At 51.1% G+C, this 15,323-nt stretch carries 18 protein-coding genes; all 18 read left to right on the top strand.

The features are described from left to right. Positions 1-59: 59 nt before the first annotated feature. The 18 genes from V8F51_RS07440 (at position 60) to V8F51_RS07355 (ending at position 15,310) form a co-directional block, all read left to right on the top strand. On the top strand, positions 60-689 hold the full coding sequence (locus tag V8F51_RS07440; protein WP_337099540.1) for a Maf family protein: 630 nt from the start codon (positions 60-62) through the stop codon (positions 687-689). Between the two features lie 194 nt (positions 690-883). Next, complete coding sequence (gene radC / locus V8F51_RS07435) at positions 884-1,573, top strand: RadC family protein (RefSeq protein ID WP_337099539.1); 690 nt, start codon at positions 884-886, stop codon at positions 1,571-1,573. A gap of 40 nt (positions 1,574-1,613) precedes the next feature. Next, the gene (locus V8F51_RS07430; protein ID WP_337099538.1) at positions 1,614-2,648 is read left to right on the top strand and encodes a rod shape-determining protein; all 1,035 of its coding nucleotides are present in this window, start codon (positions 1,614-1,616) and stop codon (positions 2,646-2,648) included. A 36-nt stretch (positions 2,649-2,684) separates the two neighbouring features. Next, the gene (mreC, locus tag V8F51_RS07425) at positions 2,685-3,569 is read left to right on the top strand and encodes a rod shape-determining protein MreC (protein ID WP_337099537.1); all 885 of its coding nucleotides are present in this window, start codon (positions 2,685-2,687) and stop codon (positions 3,567-3,569) included. Next, complete coding sequence (mreD, locus tag V8F51_RS07420; protein WP_337099536.1) at positions 3,566-4,090, top strand: rod shape-determining protein MreD; 525 nt, start codon at positions 3,566-3,568, stop codon at positions 4,088-4,090. The genes mreC and mreD overlap by 4 nt, the downstream gene beginning before the upstream one ends. Before the next feature lie 95 nt (positions 4,091-4,185). Beyond that, positions 4,186-4,851, top strand: a complete 666-nt coding sequence (locus V8F51_RS07415) for a septum site-determining protein MinC (protein WP_442956409.1) — start codon at positions 4,186-4,188, stop codon at positions 4,849-4,851. Positions 4,852-4,854: 3 nt separating this feature from the next. Next, positions 4,855-5,646: a septum site-determining protein MinD gene (minD, locus tag V8F51_RS07410; RefSeq protein ID WP_337099535.1), complete on the top strand. Its 792-nt coding sequence runs from the start codon at positions 4,855-4,857 to the stop codon at positions 5,644-5,646. Positions 5,647-5,653: 7 nt separating this feature from the next. Continuing rightward, entirely contained in the window at positions 5,654-6,802 is a 1,149-nt protein-coding gene (locus tag V8F51_RS07405; RefSeq protein ID WP_337099534.1) for an FtsW/RodA/SpoVE family cell cycle protein, read from the top strand. A 148-nt stretch (positions 6,803-6,950) separates the two neighbouring features. Next, positions 6,951-7,865 carry a M23 family metallopeptidase gene (locus tag V8F51_RS07400; protein WP_337099533.1) on the top strand — a complete coding sequence of 305 codons (915 nt, stop codon included), beginning with the start codon at positions 6,951-6,953 and terminating at the stop codon, positions 7,863-7,865. Further along, positions 7,858-8,739, top strand: a complete 882-nt coding sequence (locus V8F51_RS07395; protein ID WP_337099532.1) for a M50 family metallopeptidase — start codon at positions 7,858-7,860, stop codon at positions 8,737-8,739. The genes V8F51_RS07400 and V8F51_RS07395 overlap by 8 nt, the downstream gene beginning before the upstream one ends. Before the next feature lie 35 nt (positions 8,740-8,774). Further along, positions 8,775-9,968 carry an Rne/Rng family ribonuclease gene (locus V8F51_RS07390; RefSeq protein ID WP_337099531.1) on the top strand — a complete coding sequence of 398 codons (1,194 nt, stop codon included), beginning with the start codon at positions 8,775-8,777 and terminating at the stop codon, positions 9,966-9,968. A gap of 171 nt (positions 9,969-10,139) precedes the next feature. Beyond that, complete coding sequence (rplU, locus tag V8F51_RS07385; protein WP_337099530.1) at positions 10,140-10,451, top strand: 50S ribosomal protein L21; 312 nt, start codon at positions 10,140-10,142, stop codon at positions 10,449-10,451. A gap of 13 nt (positions 10,452-10,464) precedes the next feature. Next, positions 10,465-10,800 carry a ribosomal-processing cysteine protease Prp gene (locus V8F51_RS07380; RefSeq protein WP_337099529.1) on the top strand — a complete coding sequence of 112 codons (336 nt, stop codon included), beginning with the start codon at positions 10,465-10,467 and terminating at the stop codon, positions 10,798-10,800. Positions 10,801-10,856: 56 nt separating this feature from the next. Further along, on the top strand, positions 10,857-11,168 hold the full coding sequence (rpmA, locus tag V8F51_RS07375) for a 50S ribosomal protein L27 (protein WP_337099528.1): 312 nt from the start codon (positions 10,857-10,859) through the stop codon (positions 11,166-11,168). 137 nt (positions 11,169-11,305) lie between these two features. Continuing rightward, a complete protein-coding gene (locus V8F51_RS07370; RefSeq protein ID WP_337099527.1) occupies positions 11,306-12,043 on the top strand; it encodes a Spo0B domain-containing protein in 738 nt (245 codons plus the stop codon). 13 nt (positions 12,044-12,056) lie between these two features. Then, positions 12,057-13,382, top strand: coding sequence for a GTPase ObgE (gene obgE / locus V8F51_RS07365; protein WP_337099526.1), 1,326 nt, complete (start codon positions 12,057-12,059; stop codon positions 13,380-13,382). Between the two features lie 164 nt (positions 13,383-13,546). Beyond that, positions 13,547-13,984: an ACT domain-containing protein gene (locus V8F51_RS07360; RefSeq protein ID WP_337099525.1), complete on the top strand. Its 438-nt coding sequence runs from the start codon at positions 13,547-13,549 to the stop codon at positions 13,982-13,984. A gap of 39 nt (positions 13,985-14,023) precedes the next feature. Beyond that, complete coding sequence (locus V8F51_RS07355) at positions 14,024-15,310, top strand: homoserine dehydrogenase (RefSeq protein ID WP_337099524.1); 1,287 nt, start codon at positions 14,024-14,026, stop codon at positions 15,308-15,310. Positions 15,311-15,323: the final 13 nt, after the last annotated feature.

The following is a 15,323-nucleotide window of genomic DNA, read 5'->3' as shown; positions in this document are numbered from 1 at the left end:
CTATATTTGGACAAAGCCGAGCTGCGGTGGCAGCAATGAAGGAGCATCGTTATTCATTAATGGGACATACACAACTAGGCAATGAACCGATAAGCCGGATTGTATTGGCTTCTTCGTCACCGCGCCGGAAGGAACTGGTCGCATCGCTGGGCCTTTCCTTGCCGGTTTATATTTTGTCTACAGATACCGATGAATCGATTGAACTCGGCTGGAAACCGGATTATATCGTCGAGCAGCTCAGCTTGCGGAAAGCCTCCGCTGCTGTCCACATGCTGCAAAATGAATCCGATAACCAGCCGTCGCTCGTTATTGGAGCAGACACGATCGTCGTGCTTGATGGCGAAGCGCTCGGCAAGCCGAAGGACGAAGCGGATGCGAAGCATATGCTGCAGCGTCTGCAAGGGCGATCCCATGAGGTCTATACAGGGGTGGCCTGCGTGCCTTCCATGAATGGCGAGACGATTGTCATGCACCGTATGACGAGGGTGTGGATGAAGCCGCTTAACGACAGGCAGATCGCGAATTATGTCGCATCGGGCGAACCGATGGACAAGGCGGGCTCCTATGGCATTCAGGGGCTCGGCGGAACGATAGTCGAACGCATTGACGGCTGTTACTTCAACGTCGTCGGATTGCCGCTGTCGCTGCTCTCGGATATGCTGGCGCGTTATGACATTGCTGTGTTTTGAGGAATGAACGAGTCGTTTAAAAGTTAGGCAAAAGAAAAAAGAAAACGAATGTGAAGGAAGCCGGTAAGCTCAAAGTCGTCGATTTGCTACCGCAACATGCGGTCATACAATATAGAATGGCCTTGAAAGCATTTTTTTTCAAAAATTAGGCAGGATATGAGAGAAATCTAATGTAGCGAAGGCGGGATCGGGACATGGAGCCGCAATACTCCGTTTTGCGTGATGTCCCCCATGAAGAACGTCCAAGAGAGCGCATGATGCGATATGGGGCAGAAGCACTTAGCCATGCAGAGCTGCTGGCTATCTTATTACGAACCGGCACGCAACGGCAATCCGCGATTCATCTAGCGGGTTCGATCTTGCAGCAGTGCGGCAGCCTGCGCAATTTGATGGATATGAGCATGGAGCAATTGACCGCTATCCGCGGCATCGGACCGGCAAAGGCGCTGCAATTGCGCGCCGGCATCGAGCTAGGCAGACGCATTACGCGGAGCAAGCTTGGGGACACGGTTACCGTTCGCAAGCCGCAGGATGCTGCCGACTATGTCATGGAGGAGCTTCGTTATTTGAAGAAGGAGCACTTCCTTTGTCTGTTTCTCAATACCAAAAATCATATTATTGCCCGAGAAACGTTGTCTGTAGGCACGCTCAACGCCTCGCTTGTTCATCCGCGCGAAGTATTCCGAGCAGCCATTCAGCGCAGCAGCGCGTCGATTATATGTGTCCATAATCATCCTAGCGGCGACCCGGCGCCCAGTCCGGAAGACATTGCGCTTACGAAACGACTGGTGGAAGCGGGAGAGCTCGTCGGAATTGAGGTATTGGATCATCTGGTCATCGGAGACGCGCGTTTTGTAAGTTTGAAGGAACAAGGATATATGTAATATAATATAAGGGATTGTGCAATGAGAAGGGAGCAACATCATGTTTGGTGGTTTTTCGAAAGATTTGGGGATTGACTTGGGTACTGCGAATACGCTCGTATTCGTGAAAGGTAAAGGAATTGTCGTAAGGGAGCCTTCCGTGGTAGCCCTGCGTACCGATACGAAAACAATTGAAGCTGTAGGCGAGGACGCTAAAAAAATGATCGGCAGAACGCCTGGGAACATTCGCGCGGTTCGACCGATGAAGGACGGCGTTATTGCCGACTTCGAGACGACGGCTACGATGATTAAATATTTCATTCGTCAAGCGCAGAAGCAGCGCTCGTTGTTCCCGCGCCATCCGAACGTTATGGTATGTGTGCCGTCCGGCATTACTGCTGTTGAGAAGCGTGCGGTTGAGGATGCGGCGAAGCAAGCCGGCGCGCGTGAAGCGTACACGATCGAAGAACCGTTCGCAGCTGCGATCGGCGCTGATCTTCCGGTATGGGAGCCGACAGGCAGCATGGTTGTTGATATCGGCGGCGGTACTACCGAGGTTGCGGTTATCTCGCTAGGCGGCATCGTAACAAGCCGCTCCATTCGTGTGGCTGGCGACGAAATGGATGAAGCGATTATTCAATATATTAAACGCGCGTACAACCTGATGATCGGCGAGAGGACATCGGAGCAACTAAAGATGGAGATTGGCTCGGCTTTGCCGCTGGACATGCCTGAGAAAATCGAAATCCGCGGCCGTGACCTCGTATCCGGCTTGCCGAAGACGCTTGCGATTACATCGGATGAGATTACCGATGCGCTTACGGATACGGTGAACTCGATCGTGGATGCCGTTAAAATTACGCTTGAGAAATGTCCTCCTGAGCTTTCTGCCGATATTATGGATCGCGGCATCGTCCTTACTGGCGGCGGAGCGCTGCTTCGTAATCTGGACAAGCTGCTGCAACGCGAGACGGGGATGCCGGTTATTGTAGCGGACAATCCGCTTGACTGCGTAGCAATCGGAACGGGCCGTTCGCTGGACAATATTCATCTGTTCAAGAGCAGAGGCAGTTCGTCATCGCGCTCCAAGCGATAAGAAGCGTCCATAGGGGAATGGATATGAAACGGGCAGGTGATTGAGCTGTTTAAGCTAATGCGAAATAAGCGGATGTTTATGCTTATGATCGGGTTTATTCTGTTCATTGCGGTGATCGGCTTCTCGCTTAGCGACCGCAAGGAATTGACTTGGCCGGAAAAATTCATCAAGGATACGTCCGCATACGTTCAGCAATGGTTTTACAAGCCCGCTGGTTCTATAGCGGGCTTCTTTGAGGATGTAAGCGAGCTTCGTCTTCTCTATGAAGAGAACGAACAATTACGTATAACGGCAGCGGCATACGCTAGAGAAAAAGTGAATTACAACTTCGTGCAGAAGGAAAACGAGCGATTGAAAGAAGCGCTCTCCTTCACCGAACGCCAGAAACAAATGTATAACTATAATTATCTCATTGCACAGGTTGTATCGGTAAGCAATGACGCCAATAACCGTTCGATGAATATTAACCTTGGTTCCAAAAACGGCATTAAGCCAAATATGGCGGTAACGACGATTGACGGACTTATTGGACTTGTTGATTCCGTAACGCCGTATACGGCAACGGTAACGCCGATAACGGAGCTGGATGAATCGTCGCCTACCTTCAACTCTATCGCGGTTACCGTAATGGGACGCGAGGATCGTTCCTTCGGTATTCTTAGCAGCTATAATACGGAGACGCAAAGACTTCTTATGACGAAGATCGCAGAAATCGATCCGATGACCGTCGGCGACACTGTCATTACTTCGGGACTCGGAAACGTGTATCCCCGAGGTCTGGTGATCGGCAGGGTGGAGACGAAGCAGGTTGGCGATTTCGGTCTGACTTATACGGCAACCATCGATCTTGCTGCAAGCTTTGATCATTTGACCGAGGTGTTTGTCGTAGAGGTTCCCGCATTGGAGGACGTCAAGGAATGACGATTAACCGTATTATCGGGTTGATGATTCTTTTATTTATCGTAGAAGGCACTATTATGCCGTGGATTATTCCTGCGGGGTACGGTGAGCGCATTATTACCCATTTTACGTTCGTTATGGTTATCTACTCTGCGATGTACAGCGGAAGACATTATGCCTTATTGTTCGGGATTGGCTTTGGCATGCTGCAGGATATCGTATATTTTGGACATTTGATCGGGGCTCATGCTTTCGCTGTGGGACTTATCGGGTATTTCACTGGTGTATTGTTTGAGCGCAAGCGAGCCACGATCATGATGGCGTTATCCGTGATCGGCATAGCCTGCTTGCTGTACGATACGATGATCTTCTTTATTTACAAAGCATTCCGAATTACGAACGAGACGTATGCCTGGGCTGTGCTCGATCATATTTTGCCAAGCTTATTCATCCAGCTTGCGTTCGCGTTGGCGGTTTATGTTCCAGCAAGACGCATGTTCGAGTCGCAGAATAAGCTGAAGACCGAGGAAGAGGAACAATGATTAGCAACCGAAGGCAGTTTTCGCGGTAAATATTGGGGCATTAGCAGGAATTTGCGCCTTGCATCAAGAATCCAATAGGTTGGGGAGGGGCTAACGTGACCGAGAAGCAACATATAATGATAAAAGGCGTTAAGGAAGGTCTCGTTTTCCTTCTCAACGATCAGTGTGAATTCGCTACACTATTGGATGAGTTGCAATATAAGCTGGAGAAGACGCACCAACAATTGCTGACAGGGCCGCTCGTGCACGTGCATGTGAAGCTAGGGACACGGCAATTGTCCGATGATGACAAAGAGCGGATTAAGACGGTCATTCGGTCGCAGGGCAATCTTATGGTTCAGTCGATTGAATCCGAGGCGAAGGCAGTAAGCGAACATCAGGTGAACGCTCAGCAGCTTCACGCTCTGACGACGATCGTAAGATCGGGACAGACGGTCGAGCATGATGGCGATTTGCTGCTGATCGGCGATGTGAATCCGGGAGGAACGCTTCTATGCACCGGCGACATCTATGTGCTGGGCGCGTTGCGCGGCGTAGCGCATGCCGGGACAAGCGGTCGAACGGATGTCATTATCGCAGCTTCGCTGATGAGGCCGACGCAGCTTCGGATCGCTGAGGTCATAAGCAGACCGCCGGAGGAATGGATGACCGGTGATGCGGCAATGGAGTTTGCTTTTCTGAACGAAGGCCGTATGCAAATTGATAAAATTACGCATTTATTCCGCATCAGGCATAATCCTATTATGTTTAAAGGAGTGTAGAACATGGGAGAAGCGATTGTTGTAACATCGGGCAAGGGCGGCGTAGGCAAGACGACGACATCGGCCAATTTGGGTACAGCTCTAGCATTGCTTGGCAAAAAGGTATGTATGGTCGACACGGATATCGGCCTGCGCAACCTGGACGTTGTAATGGGGCTCGAAAATAGAATTATATATGATTTGGTCGACGTAGCGGAAGGTCGCTGCAGGCTTAGTCAAGCGCTTGTGAAGGATAAGCGTTTCGACGAGCTTTATATGCTGCCTGCCGCACAGACGAAGGATAAAGATTCTGTAACGCCTGAGCAAGTGCGCGACATGGTGCTGGAATTAAAGAAGGACCATGATTATGTCATTATCGATTGCCCTGCGGGAATTGAGCAAGGCTTTCGCAACGCGATAGCGGGGGCGGATCGAGCCATCGTTATTACGACACCGGAAAATGCGGCTGTCCGCGACGCCGATCGCGTAATCGGCTTGCTGGAACAAGAAAAAATACCAGCTAAGCTCATCATTAACCGTATTCGCCAAAATATGATGAAAACCGGGGAAATGCTTGATATCGATGAAATTTGTCAGGTGCTCGCAATCGACCTGGTAGGTATCGTCCCTGACGATGAGAAAGTCATCTCTGCAGCGAACAGCGGCGAGCCGACCGTAATGAATCCGGCATCCCGCGCAGCTATCGCTTATCGCAATATTGCGCGCCGTATTCTGGGAGATATGGTGCCGCTTATGCTGCTCGATGAGAAGGCAGGCGCGTTCAAGCGTTTCCGCAAGTTTCTTGGAATAGGATGATTGCCCCGTGCTTAACAAATTAAAGAAGCTTGACTGGGGAATATTAGGCATATTGCTCCTCTTCATGGTTATTAGCTCCGTGGTTCTCCATAGCGCTACGATCAATGATCCAAGGTATGCCAGCTCGGATACAAAACAAATTATTTTTTATGGACTCGGTTTTTTTGTAGCGATTGTCGCTTCGATGTTCGATTACCGAATCGTGCTGAAGAGCTGGCATGTGTTATATGGCATAGGGGTTACTTCGCTTATACTCGTTTATTTCGTTGGAGCGAAGATCAACGGTGCGCGAGGTTGGTTCAAAATAACGGAGACGTTAACGATTCAGCCCGCGGAGATCGTGAAGATTATTATTATAATAGGCATCGCTTACTTGATGGGACGAAGACAAGGCGACAAGCTGACCTTTATGCGGGATTTGGTGCCGATCGGCGCATTTGCCGCTTTGCCGTTCATGCTCGTTATGATCCAGCCCGATCTAGGGAATGCCATTATCTATTTGGTCATTGTGCTCGGCATGCTGTGGATCGGCAACGTCAAGTACACTCATGTGCTGGTCGGTCTTGGAACGGTTATAGCGAGCATCGTGTTATTCGTCAGTCTGTTCACGATGTTCAATAGCGAGATCAAGGAATTTATGATTGATAAGGATCTATCTCACTGGTATGAGCGTATCAATACGTACATTAACCCGGAAGAGGCAAGCGCTGACGCGAAGCATCAATCGCTTAATGCGAAGATCGCGATCGGTTCAGGCGGCCTGAGCGGCGACGGATACTTAAAGGGAGATATGAAGAACGGCGGCTTCGTGCCTTATCCGTATTCGGATTCCATCTTCGTCGTCATCGGAGAGGAATTCGGCTTCCAAGGCGCGGCGATTCTGTTGCTGCTGTACTTCCTGCTTATTTATCGAATGATCATTGTCGCGTTCAAGTGTTACGATATGAAGGCATCGTTTATCGTCATTGGCATCGTATCGATGTATGTGTTCCAGGTGTTCCAAAACATCGGCATGATGATTGGCCTTATGCCCATTACGGGCATCACGCTTCCGTTCATCAGCTATGGCGGCACGTCGCTGCTGCTTAATATGTTGTCGGTCGGACTTGTGCTAAGCATCAAGTCTCATCAAGAGGTATATGAGCTGGCGGATTAGATATCCAGCTCAGCTTAACGAACCGTTCATGCGGAAAGCATGAACGGTTTTTTTGCGTATTGAGCCGCATACTTGTCTACTCCCGCTCATAGGATGAAGGAAGTGATAGTGATACAAGCTCTCTCTAGGGCAGGGGAGGAAGAACGAGATGAATACGAAGGATAGCGTGAAGCTGCGTCGGCAGCAAAAAATAAAGCAGTTGATGGAGCAGCAGCCGGCCGGCAAGGAAACGGAGATGCCTTTCTATGACGGTGGCGCGACTGACGCGCCGATCTATTACGAGCCCGCATATCGGGAAGAAGTGATCGAGCTCGATCCGGAGACTGCTTGGAAGAGCAATCCCAATCCTTGGGCAAGCTGGCGGGAGGATGTAGGGTTCGGCGAGCATAAAACGTTCATTAAGAGCGCCTATGACCCGACAAGGCATGCGAAGCCGCCCAAAAAACACCCGTTCCGGCGCGAGTTCATGTGGAAGCTCGCAATAGCCGTACTGCTATTCGGCGGCGTGTGGGCGATGTTCGGCAACGATTCGGAATGGTCGCTTAAGGGACAGGCGATCGTAAAGAACGCGTTGACGGAGGAGATTGATTTTGCAGCGGCAGCTGCCTGGTATAAAGAAACGTTTGCAGGAGCGCCATCCTTTATTCCGATCTTCGAGGACAATAAGGGCGAGGCGATCGGCGCTGACGGATCGGTCAAACTGCCGGTCGTCGCGCCGCTTGTTAGCGGTGCGCTCGTTCGTACGTTCGCTGAGACGCTGAACGGCGTGGAACTGGCGGGCGCATCGGAGGAGACGGTTGTAGCCGTTGAGACGGGACAAGTTATTGTGATTACGGACGGAGACGACAAAGGCGCATCGATCGTGATACAGCATGCTAATAAACGCGTAAGCGTGTACGGCAAGCTGGGCGAGATGGAAGTTAAGGTAGATGATTGGGTGGAGGCGGGCGACCCGATCGGCAAGCTGCTGAAGGCCAGCGATACGGAGCCGAGCTTGCTCTATTTTGCGGTAATGGAGAATGACAAGTATGTCGATCCGCTGGACGTGATTCCGTTTGATTAAATGGAAAGGGATCGTTTGGTCGGTCCATCCGTTGTTCGTCATGATTATGTTGGCTTCGGTATTTACTGGTTATTTTGCCGAGCTGTTGACGTTGTTTCTCTTGGTTATCGTTCATGAGCTTGGACATGTCATCATGGCTCGTAGCTTTGGATGGACGGTACGGGAGGTAAAGCTGCTGCCTTTCGGCGGCGTTGCGGAGGTCGAAGAGGCCGGGGGAGTATCCGCGGCCGAGGATGCGATGGTCGCGATTGCCGGGCCGCTGCAAAATCTATGGATGGGACTGGCTGCTTGGGGCTGCGGGCAGCTCGGACTTTGGGATGCGGACTGGGCAGCGTATGTGTGGAAGGCGAATCTGATGATTGGCATGTTCAATCTGCTCCCGATCTATCCGCTCGACGGAGGCAAGCTGCTCCAGGCAGCGCTTAGTTACGTGATGAATTATTATTCCATGCTTATCTGGTCGGCTCGAATTAGCTTGCTGCTCAGCGCCTGTATGATCATCGGCTCTTTGCTGCCTTGGCTGATCTATGCGGACGGCATTCAATTGAATTTGCTTGTTGTCGGCTTCTTTTTGATAATGACGAACTGGACGTATTCGCGCAATCGTCCTTTTTTGTTCTACCGGTTTCTCATGCATCGGGGCAGAGTGGCGGCCCGCGTTCTGACTAGGGGCGAGCAGGCGAGTCCGCTCATCGTTAGCGGAAGACAGTCCATTCTGTCGGTCGCGCGATTATTTCGCAGGGAACGATATCATCTCATCTATCTAGTCGAGCCATATGACAAGCAGGTGAAGGTGCTGCCTGAGCAAACGATAGTTGAGGGCTGTTTGTCGAATCATAATCCAAATCGTGCAGTATTGGAGCTTTTCAGGTAAAATAAATGAAAAGCGACTGGATGGTGATGCCCGGAATGAAGCAAATGTTCATGCACGCAAGCAGCGAAATGCTGCAGACTGCCGTGCTGCAAGACGGCCGGCTTTTCGATTATTTCGTCGAGCGAGCCAAAGGAAGCGGTTTGGTAGGCAATATATACAAAGGCCGTGTCGTCAACGTATTGCCGGGCATGCAGGCGGCTTTCGTCGATATAGGAATCGGCAAAAATGCGTTTCTGTATATCGATGATCTGCTCCATCCCCACCTGGAGAAGCAGCCCGAGACTAAGCCGTCGATACAGGACATAGTAAGTGCTGGCCAAGAGCTGATCGTACAAGTGATGAAAGAGCCATTGGGCGGCAAAGGGGCAAGAGTGACCACTCACTTCTCCTTGCCGGGCCGCTGGCTTGTCTATATGCCAATTGCCGATTATATCGGCGTATCGAAGAAAATTGCAAGCGAGCAGGAGCGATTGCGCCTTCGCGAGATCGGAGAGCGGCTGCGCCTCAGCGAGGAAGGCTTCATTATCCGAACTGCTGCGGAAGGTGAGAATGAGCGGTCTATTGGAGCCGATGTTAATGAGCAGCGCGAGCTGTGGCGTTCGATTGAAGCGAGGAGCGCTGAGGTGAAGGCTCCAGCGGTGCTTCATCTCGAAGCGGGTCTGCTGCGCCGGGTTATACGGGATAATATGAAACCTGATATTGATGAGATATGGATCGATGACCCCATCAAGCATGCCGAAGCAGCTTCTCTGCTGAAGGAGATGACTCCGTCATTAAGCGATCGGCTTCGACTGTACAAGCTGCCTGCATCGAAGGCGCTGTTCGACGCTTATCGAGTCAATGATCAGATCCATTCGGCTTTTGAGAGGAAAATATCGTTGCCGAGCGGCGGCTATCTCGTATGGGACAAGACCGAGGCGCTTACGGTTGTCGATGTCAATACAGGCAAGTTCATCGGCACATCCGATCTGGAGGATACCGTCTTCCAGACGAATATGGAGGCGGCCGCTGAGATTGCCAGACTTCTTAGAGTACGCGATGTAGGCGGCATCGTCATTATAGACTTTATAGATATGGAGCAGGAGCAAAATCGCGAGAAGGTTCTGCATCAGCTTATGGAAGGCACTCGTTCTGATCAGACGAAAAGCACGGTCGTTGGCTGGACAAGGCTAGGCCTTGTGGAGCTCACGCGCAAGAAGTCGCGCGAGAATTCTTTTGCGAATACGTGAGAATAGGTTGATCTAGGCAATAATGTATGATAAACTGTTTTGGTGTATGTCTGACACATACGTGATTCAGGCATATGGATACCGCTCCGATCGGGTAAGCAAGCGCATGCGGCATACGTCGCAAGCCACCTGGATTAGGCGAGTCTTCGAAAATAAGGAGGTGCACTAACTATGTTCGCAATTATTGAAACTGGTGGCAAGCAATACAAAGTCCAAGAGGGCGATGTGATCTACATCGAGAAACTGGACGTTAACGCAGGTGAAAATGTAACTTTTGACCGTGTTTTGGCCGTATCCAAAGGTGAAGGTCTTGTGACTGGAACTCCGGTTGTTTCCGGTGCGACGGTTTCCGCTAAAGTCGAGAAACAAGGCAGAGGCCAAAAAATCATCGTTTACAAATACAAAGCCAAAAAGAACTACCGCCGCAAGCAAGGTCATCGTCAACCGTTCACAAAAGTAACAATCGAGAAAATCCAAGCGTAAGAGGAATTTCGCGATGATTGACATTACTTTTGTCAGGCAGGCCGCTGACAGGCGTATCGTATCCTTCGCTGTCGTAGGACATGCTAAGTACGCGAAGCACGGTAAAGATATCGTGTGCGCCGGCGTATCGACCGTTACGGTTGGTACCGTCAATTCGATTGAGACATTAGCAGGCGTAGAGCTTCCCGCTCGGATGAAGGACGGCTGGCTGTCATCGGATATTCCGGTGCTCCAGGACGCCGAAGCCGACGGAAGGATGCAGCTTTTGCTTGAATCGATGGTTGTCATGCTTGAGTCGATAGCTACATCATACGGCAAACACGTCGTCTTGCATGAGACGCTTGTATAAGCGCCCATGAGGACGAATTCGATCATTAAATTCCTTAAATAAGGAGGGAAATTACTATGTTGAAACTGAATCTTCAGCTATTCGCTTCGAAGAAAGGTGTAGGCTCCACGAAGAACGGACGTGACTCGCAGTCGAAGCGCCTTGGCGCTAAACGTGCTGACGGTCAAGTCGTATCGGCAGGAAGCATCTTGTTCCGCCAACGCGGAACGAAGATCCACCCAGGAACTAACGTAGGCATCGGCAAAGACGACACTCTTTACGCTAAGGTTGAAGGCGTAGTGAAGTTCGAACGTTGGGGACGCGATCGCAAAAAAGTGAGCGTATACCCAGTTGATCTGGCTCCGGTAGCCGCAGCAGTAGAAGCTTAATTTTTGATATTTGCATCAAGCTCCGGCCTGCATCGCGCTAGGCCGGGCTTTTTTTTTGTGCTGGTAAGTGACCGGTAGTCCTCGCGCATGCTATACTGGATAAGCTAGGAAACACGGGTGAAAGTGGGTTTAATCAAATGGAACGCTTAACAACGCCTAAGTATTATGCAGCGGCATCGGTATTGTTGCCTTGCGCTGCTGTGCTTATATGGCCTTCTAAAGTGTGGTTAACTGCTGTGTTTCTCATTTGGATCATCGCTGCGGCCGGTTTCTGGATCCGGCTAGAACGGAAGGAATACGAGGAGCGCAGTGAAAGAACGATTCATTCCTTGCAGTCATCGGCTATTCGGACGTTGAACCATCATCGTCATGACTGGATGAATGATTTGCAGGTCTTGTATGGCTATATTCGGCTTCAGAAGCTGGATAAAACGGTTGATTATATGGAGAAAATAAGAGAGAAGATGGGCAACGAGAGCAGCATCGGCAGGCTTGGCAGCCCGCTACTTGTCAGCTTCATCCAATCGTTTCGGACGATGACGAATGCGCTGGAGCTTGAAGTCGACGTTAAAGGCGAGATACAACTTAGTGATTTCGCTGGTGATTGCGACAAGATTGCCGATACTCTTATACATACAATCAATGCTTATCGCTTCGCTACGAAGCCTGGGCATGGAGCTGTAGCAACGCTGCGCGTGGAGCTGTCGAAGGATAGCGAGGCGCTTTATGCGGCATTTTATTATGAGGGCGAGCTTATGAACGAACAGCAATGGAAGCAAAAAATACAACAGCAGTTGGAAGGCGCGCCTATGCAACCGATCAACTTCGAGCAGCCTTATTCCAAGGTGCTGCTGAAGGCGGAATTGCGCGCTTGAACGGGGGCACACCATGTTTGTCGATAAAGCGAAAATATTTGTAAAAGGCGGCGACGGCGGCGACGGCATCATCTCATTCCGTCGCGAGAAGTATGTCGAGAACGGCGGTCCGGCAGGCGGCGACGGCGGTCGCGGCGGCGACTTGATCTTTCAAGTCGACGAAGGATTGCGTACGCTTATGGACTTCCGCTATCAGAAGCACTTCAAGGCGCAGCGCGGCGAGCGCGGCAAAGTGAAGACTATGCACGGCGCAGGCGCTGAGGATACAATCGTCCGTATCCCGCCCGGAACGGTCATCATCGATGATGATACGCAGGAAGTCATCGCGGATATGACGCGTCATGGTCAGAAGATCGTCATTGCGAAGGGCGGACGCGGCGGACGGGGCAATACTCGGTTCGCGACAGCGAACAATCCGGCTCCGTACATTTCGGAGAACGGAGAGGAAGGCCAAGAGCGCTGGGTCGTGCTGGAACTGAAAGTGATGGCGGACATCGGACTAGTCGGATTCCCAAGCGTAGGCAAGTCAACGCTGCTCTCGGTCGTATCGGGTGCGAAGCCGAAGATCGGCGCTTATCACTTCACGACGATTACGCCGAATCTCGGCGTTGTTGATGTCGGAGATGGACGCAGCTTCGTCATGGCAGATTTGCCGGGCTTGATCGAAGGCGCTCATGAGGGCGTTGGCCTCGGGCATGAGTTCCTGCGTCATGTCGAGCGTACGAGAGTCATTATCCACGTTATCGATATGTCGGCGTCTGAAGGACGCGATCCGTTTGATGACTGGGTGAAGATCAATGCCGAGCTCTCGCTATACAACGAGAAGTTGGCGGATCGTCCGCAGATCATTGCAGCCAATAAGATGGACATGCCGGAGTCGGCTGATAATCTTGAACTGTTCAAGCAGCAGCTTGACGAGGTGCGCGGTGAGCGGAACTATGAGATCTTGCCTATATCCTCGCTAACGAAGCAAGGTATTCAGGAGCTTCTGTACAAGGCGGCAGACGTGCTGGATACAGTCGTCGAGCAAGCTCCGGTCGAAGAAGTGAAAGATATCGAAGAGCGTAAAGTATATACGTACGAGAAACGCGAGGAGACGACGTTCACCATCCACAAGGAGGACGAAGTATTCGTTGTCGTGAGCGAAGGCATCGAACGTTATATGAAGCGTATGAACTTGAACTCGTACGACGCTGTTATGCGATTCGCTCGAATGATGCGCAAGATGGGTGTCGATGCAGCGCTGCGTAAGCAAGGTGCGAGAGACGGCGATATGGTCAGAATCAACGACTTTGCTTTCGAGTTCTTCGAGGGCAATGATTACGATCCGAGCCGATAACTGCAGCACAGGCTGCATGATTTGAAATGAGAGACGGCGAATGCCGTCTTTTTTTCGTTTATGAGGCCATTAACCTGCCCGCGATTTAACTATTGCCCCGAGCTTGATATTCCGATATAATGTCCACTATAGGAATACATTTGTCTTTTTGAGGAGGACGCATAGTGACTGAGCGCTATTATGTCGTTCGAGAGGACATTTTACCGGAAGCGATCATAAAGACGATACAAGTGAAAGAGATGCTCGGACGCGGCGAGTCGCTCACCGTGCACGAGGCGGTGGAACGCGTGGGGCTTAGCCGCAGCGCCTTTTATAAGTATAAAGACGGCGTATATGCGCTCAATCAGCTGGAACGCGAACGCATCGCAACGATCTCGATGGATCTGGAGCATCGTTCCGGCGTGTTGTCCACGGTGCTTGGACTAGTCGCTGGATTGGAGGGCAATGTGCTCACGATGAATCAGAGCATTCCGTTGCAAGGATTCGCCAACGTCGTCATTTCGGTCGATATATCGCAGCTTTCCGGGGAACTGTCATCGCTTGTCGAGACGCTTCGCAATCAGGCGGGCGTTCGCAAAGCATCGGTTATAGGGCAAGGCTAACAGCAGGCAGCAGCTTGACACATATTGGAGGGTATTATGATGAAGCCGATTAAGGTAGGTTTATTGGGTTTAGGAACAGTTGGAACAGGCGTTGTCCGTATCGTTGAAGGACATCAGGACGATCTGCAAAGCCAAGTGGGCTCTCCGATTGTAATCGAGAAGGTGCTCGTTCAAAATAAAAACAAATCGCGCAGCATTTCAATTGACGCGGACAAGATGACGGAGGACCCGTGGGAAATTATCCGCCATCCGGATATCGACGTCATCGTTGAGGTAATGGGCGGCGTAGCGCAAACGAAGGAATATATCTTAGAGGCGCTGGAACGCGGCAAACATGTTGTAACGGCCAATAAAGACTTAATGGCGATGCACGGAACGGAAATTTTGGAGAAGGCGAAGCGCCACCAATGCGACATCTTGTATGAAGCTTCAGTAGCGGGCGGCATTCCGATTCTGCGAACGCTTGTAGAAGGCTTTTCTTCGGATCGCATTACGAAGATTATGGGCATCGTGAACGGAACGACGAACTTCATCCTCACGAAGATGAGTCAAGAGGGCGCATCGTATGCCGACGTGCTGAAGGAAGCACAAGAACTTGGATATGCGGAAGCGGATCCGACTTCCGACGTTGAAGGGCTCGACGCAGCTCGCAAAATGACGATTCTCGCGACGCTTGGTTTCCACACTAACGTAGCGCTTGAGGACGTATCGGCGCAAGGCATTTCTTCAGTTACGAAGGACGATATCGCTTACGCGAAACGTCTCGGCTACGAAGTAAAGCTGCTCGGCATCGCAGAGCGTCAAGACGATCTAATCAGCGTCAGCGTTCAGCCGACGATGGTGAAGCAATCGCATCCGATCGCTTCGGTTAACGGCGTATTCAATGCCGTATACGTGCACGGCGAAGCGGTAGGCGAGACGATGTTCTATGGCGCAGGCGCAGGAGAGCTGCCGACGGCAACTTCGATCGTTGCCGATCTTGTTGCGGTTGTGAAGAACATTAAGCTTGGCGTTAACGGCAAGCAAAGCGGCGGCGCATACAAGGAGAAGAAGCTCAAGACTGATGAGCAGATCTCGTCGAAATACTTCCTGCTGCTGCAAGTAGCTGACCGCGCTGGCGTGCTCGCACGCATTACGCAAGTGTTCGCCGACTTCGAAGTCAGCCTGGAGTCGGTGCTGCAACAACCGAACCCGAATATTGCGCAAGCGGAAATTATCGTCATAACACATGATGCGAACAAAGCGGCTATCCAGAAGGTGCTTGCAAGCTTCGAGTCGCTCGACGTCGTACACAAAGTGAAGAGCGTATATCGCGTCGAAGGATAAGGGGAAAAGCAGC

It is taken from the genome of Paenibacillus sp. YIM B09110 (genome assembly GCF_037167145.1).
Taxonomy (GTDB): domain Bacteria; phylum Bacillota; class Bacilli; order Paenibacillales; family Paenibacillaceae; genus Pristimantibacillus.
Note: the sequence above shows the minus strand (reverse complement) of the source record. Positions and strands in the feature narration are given on the sequence as shown.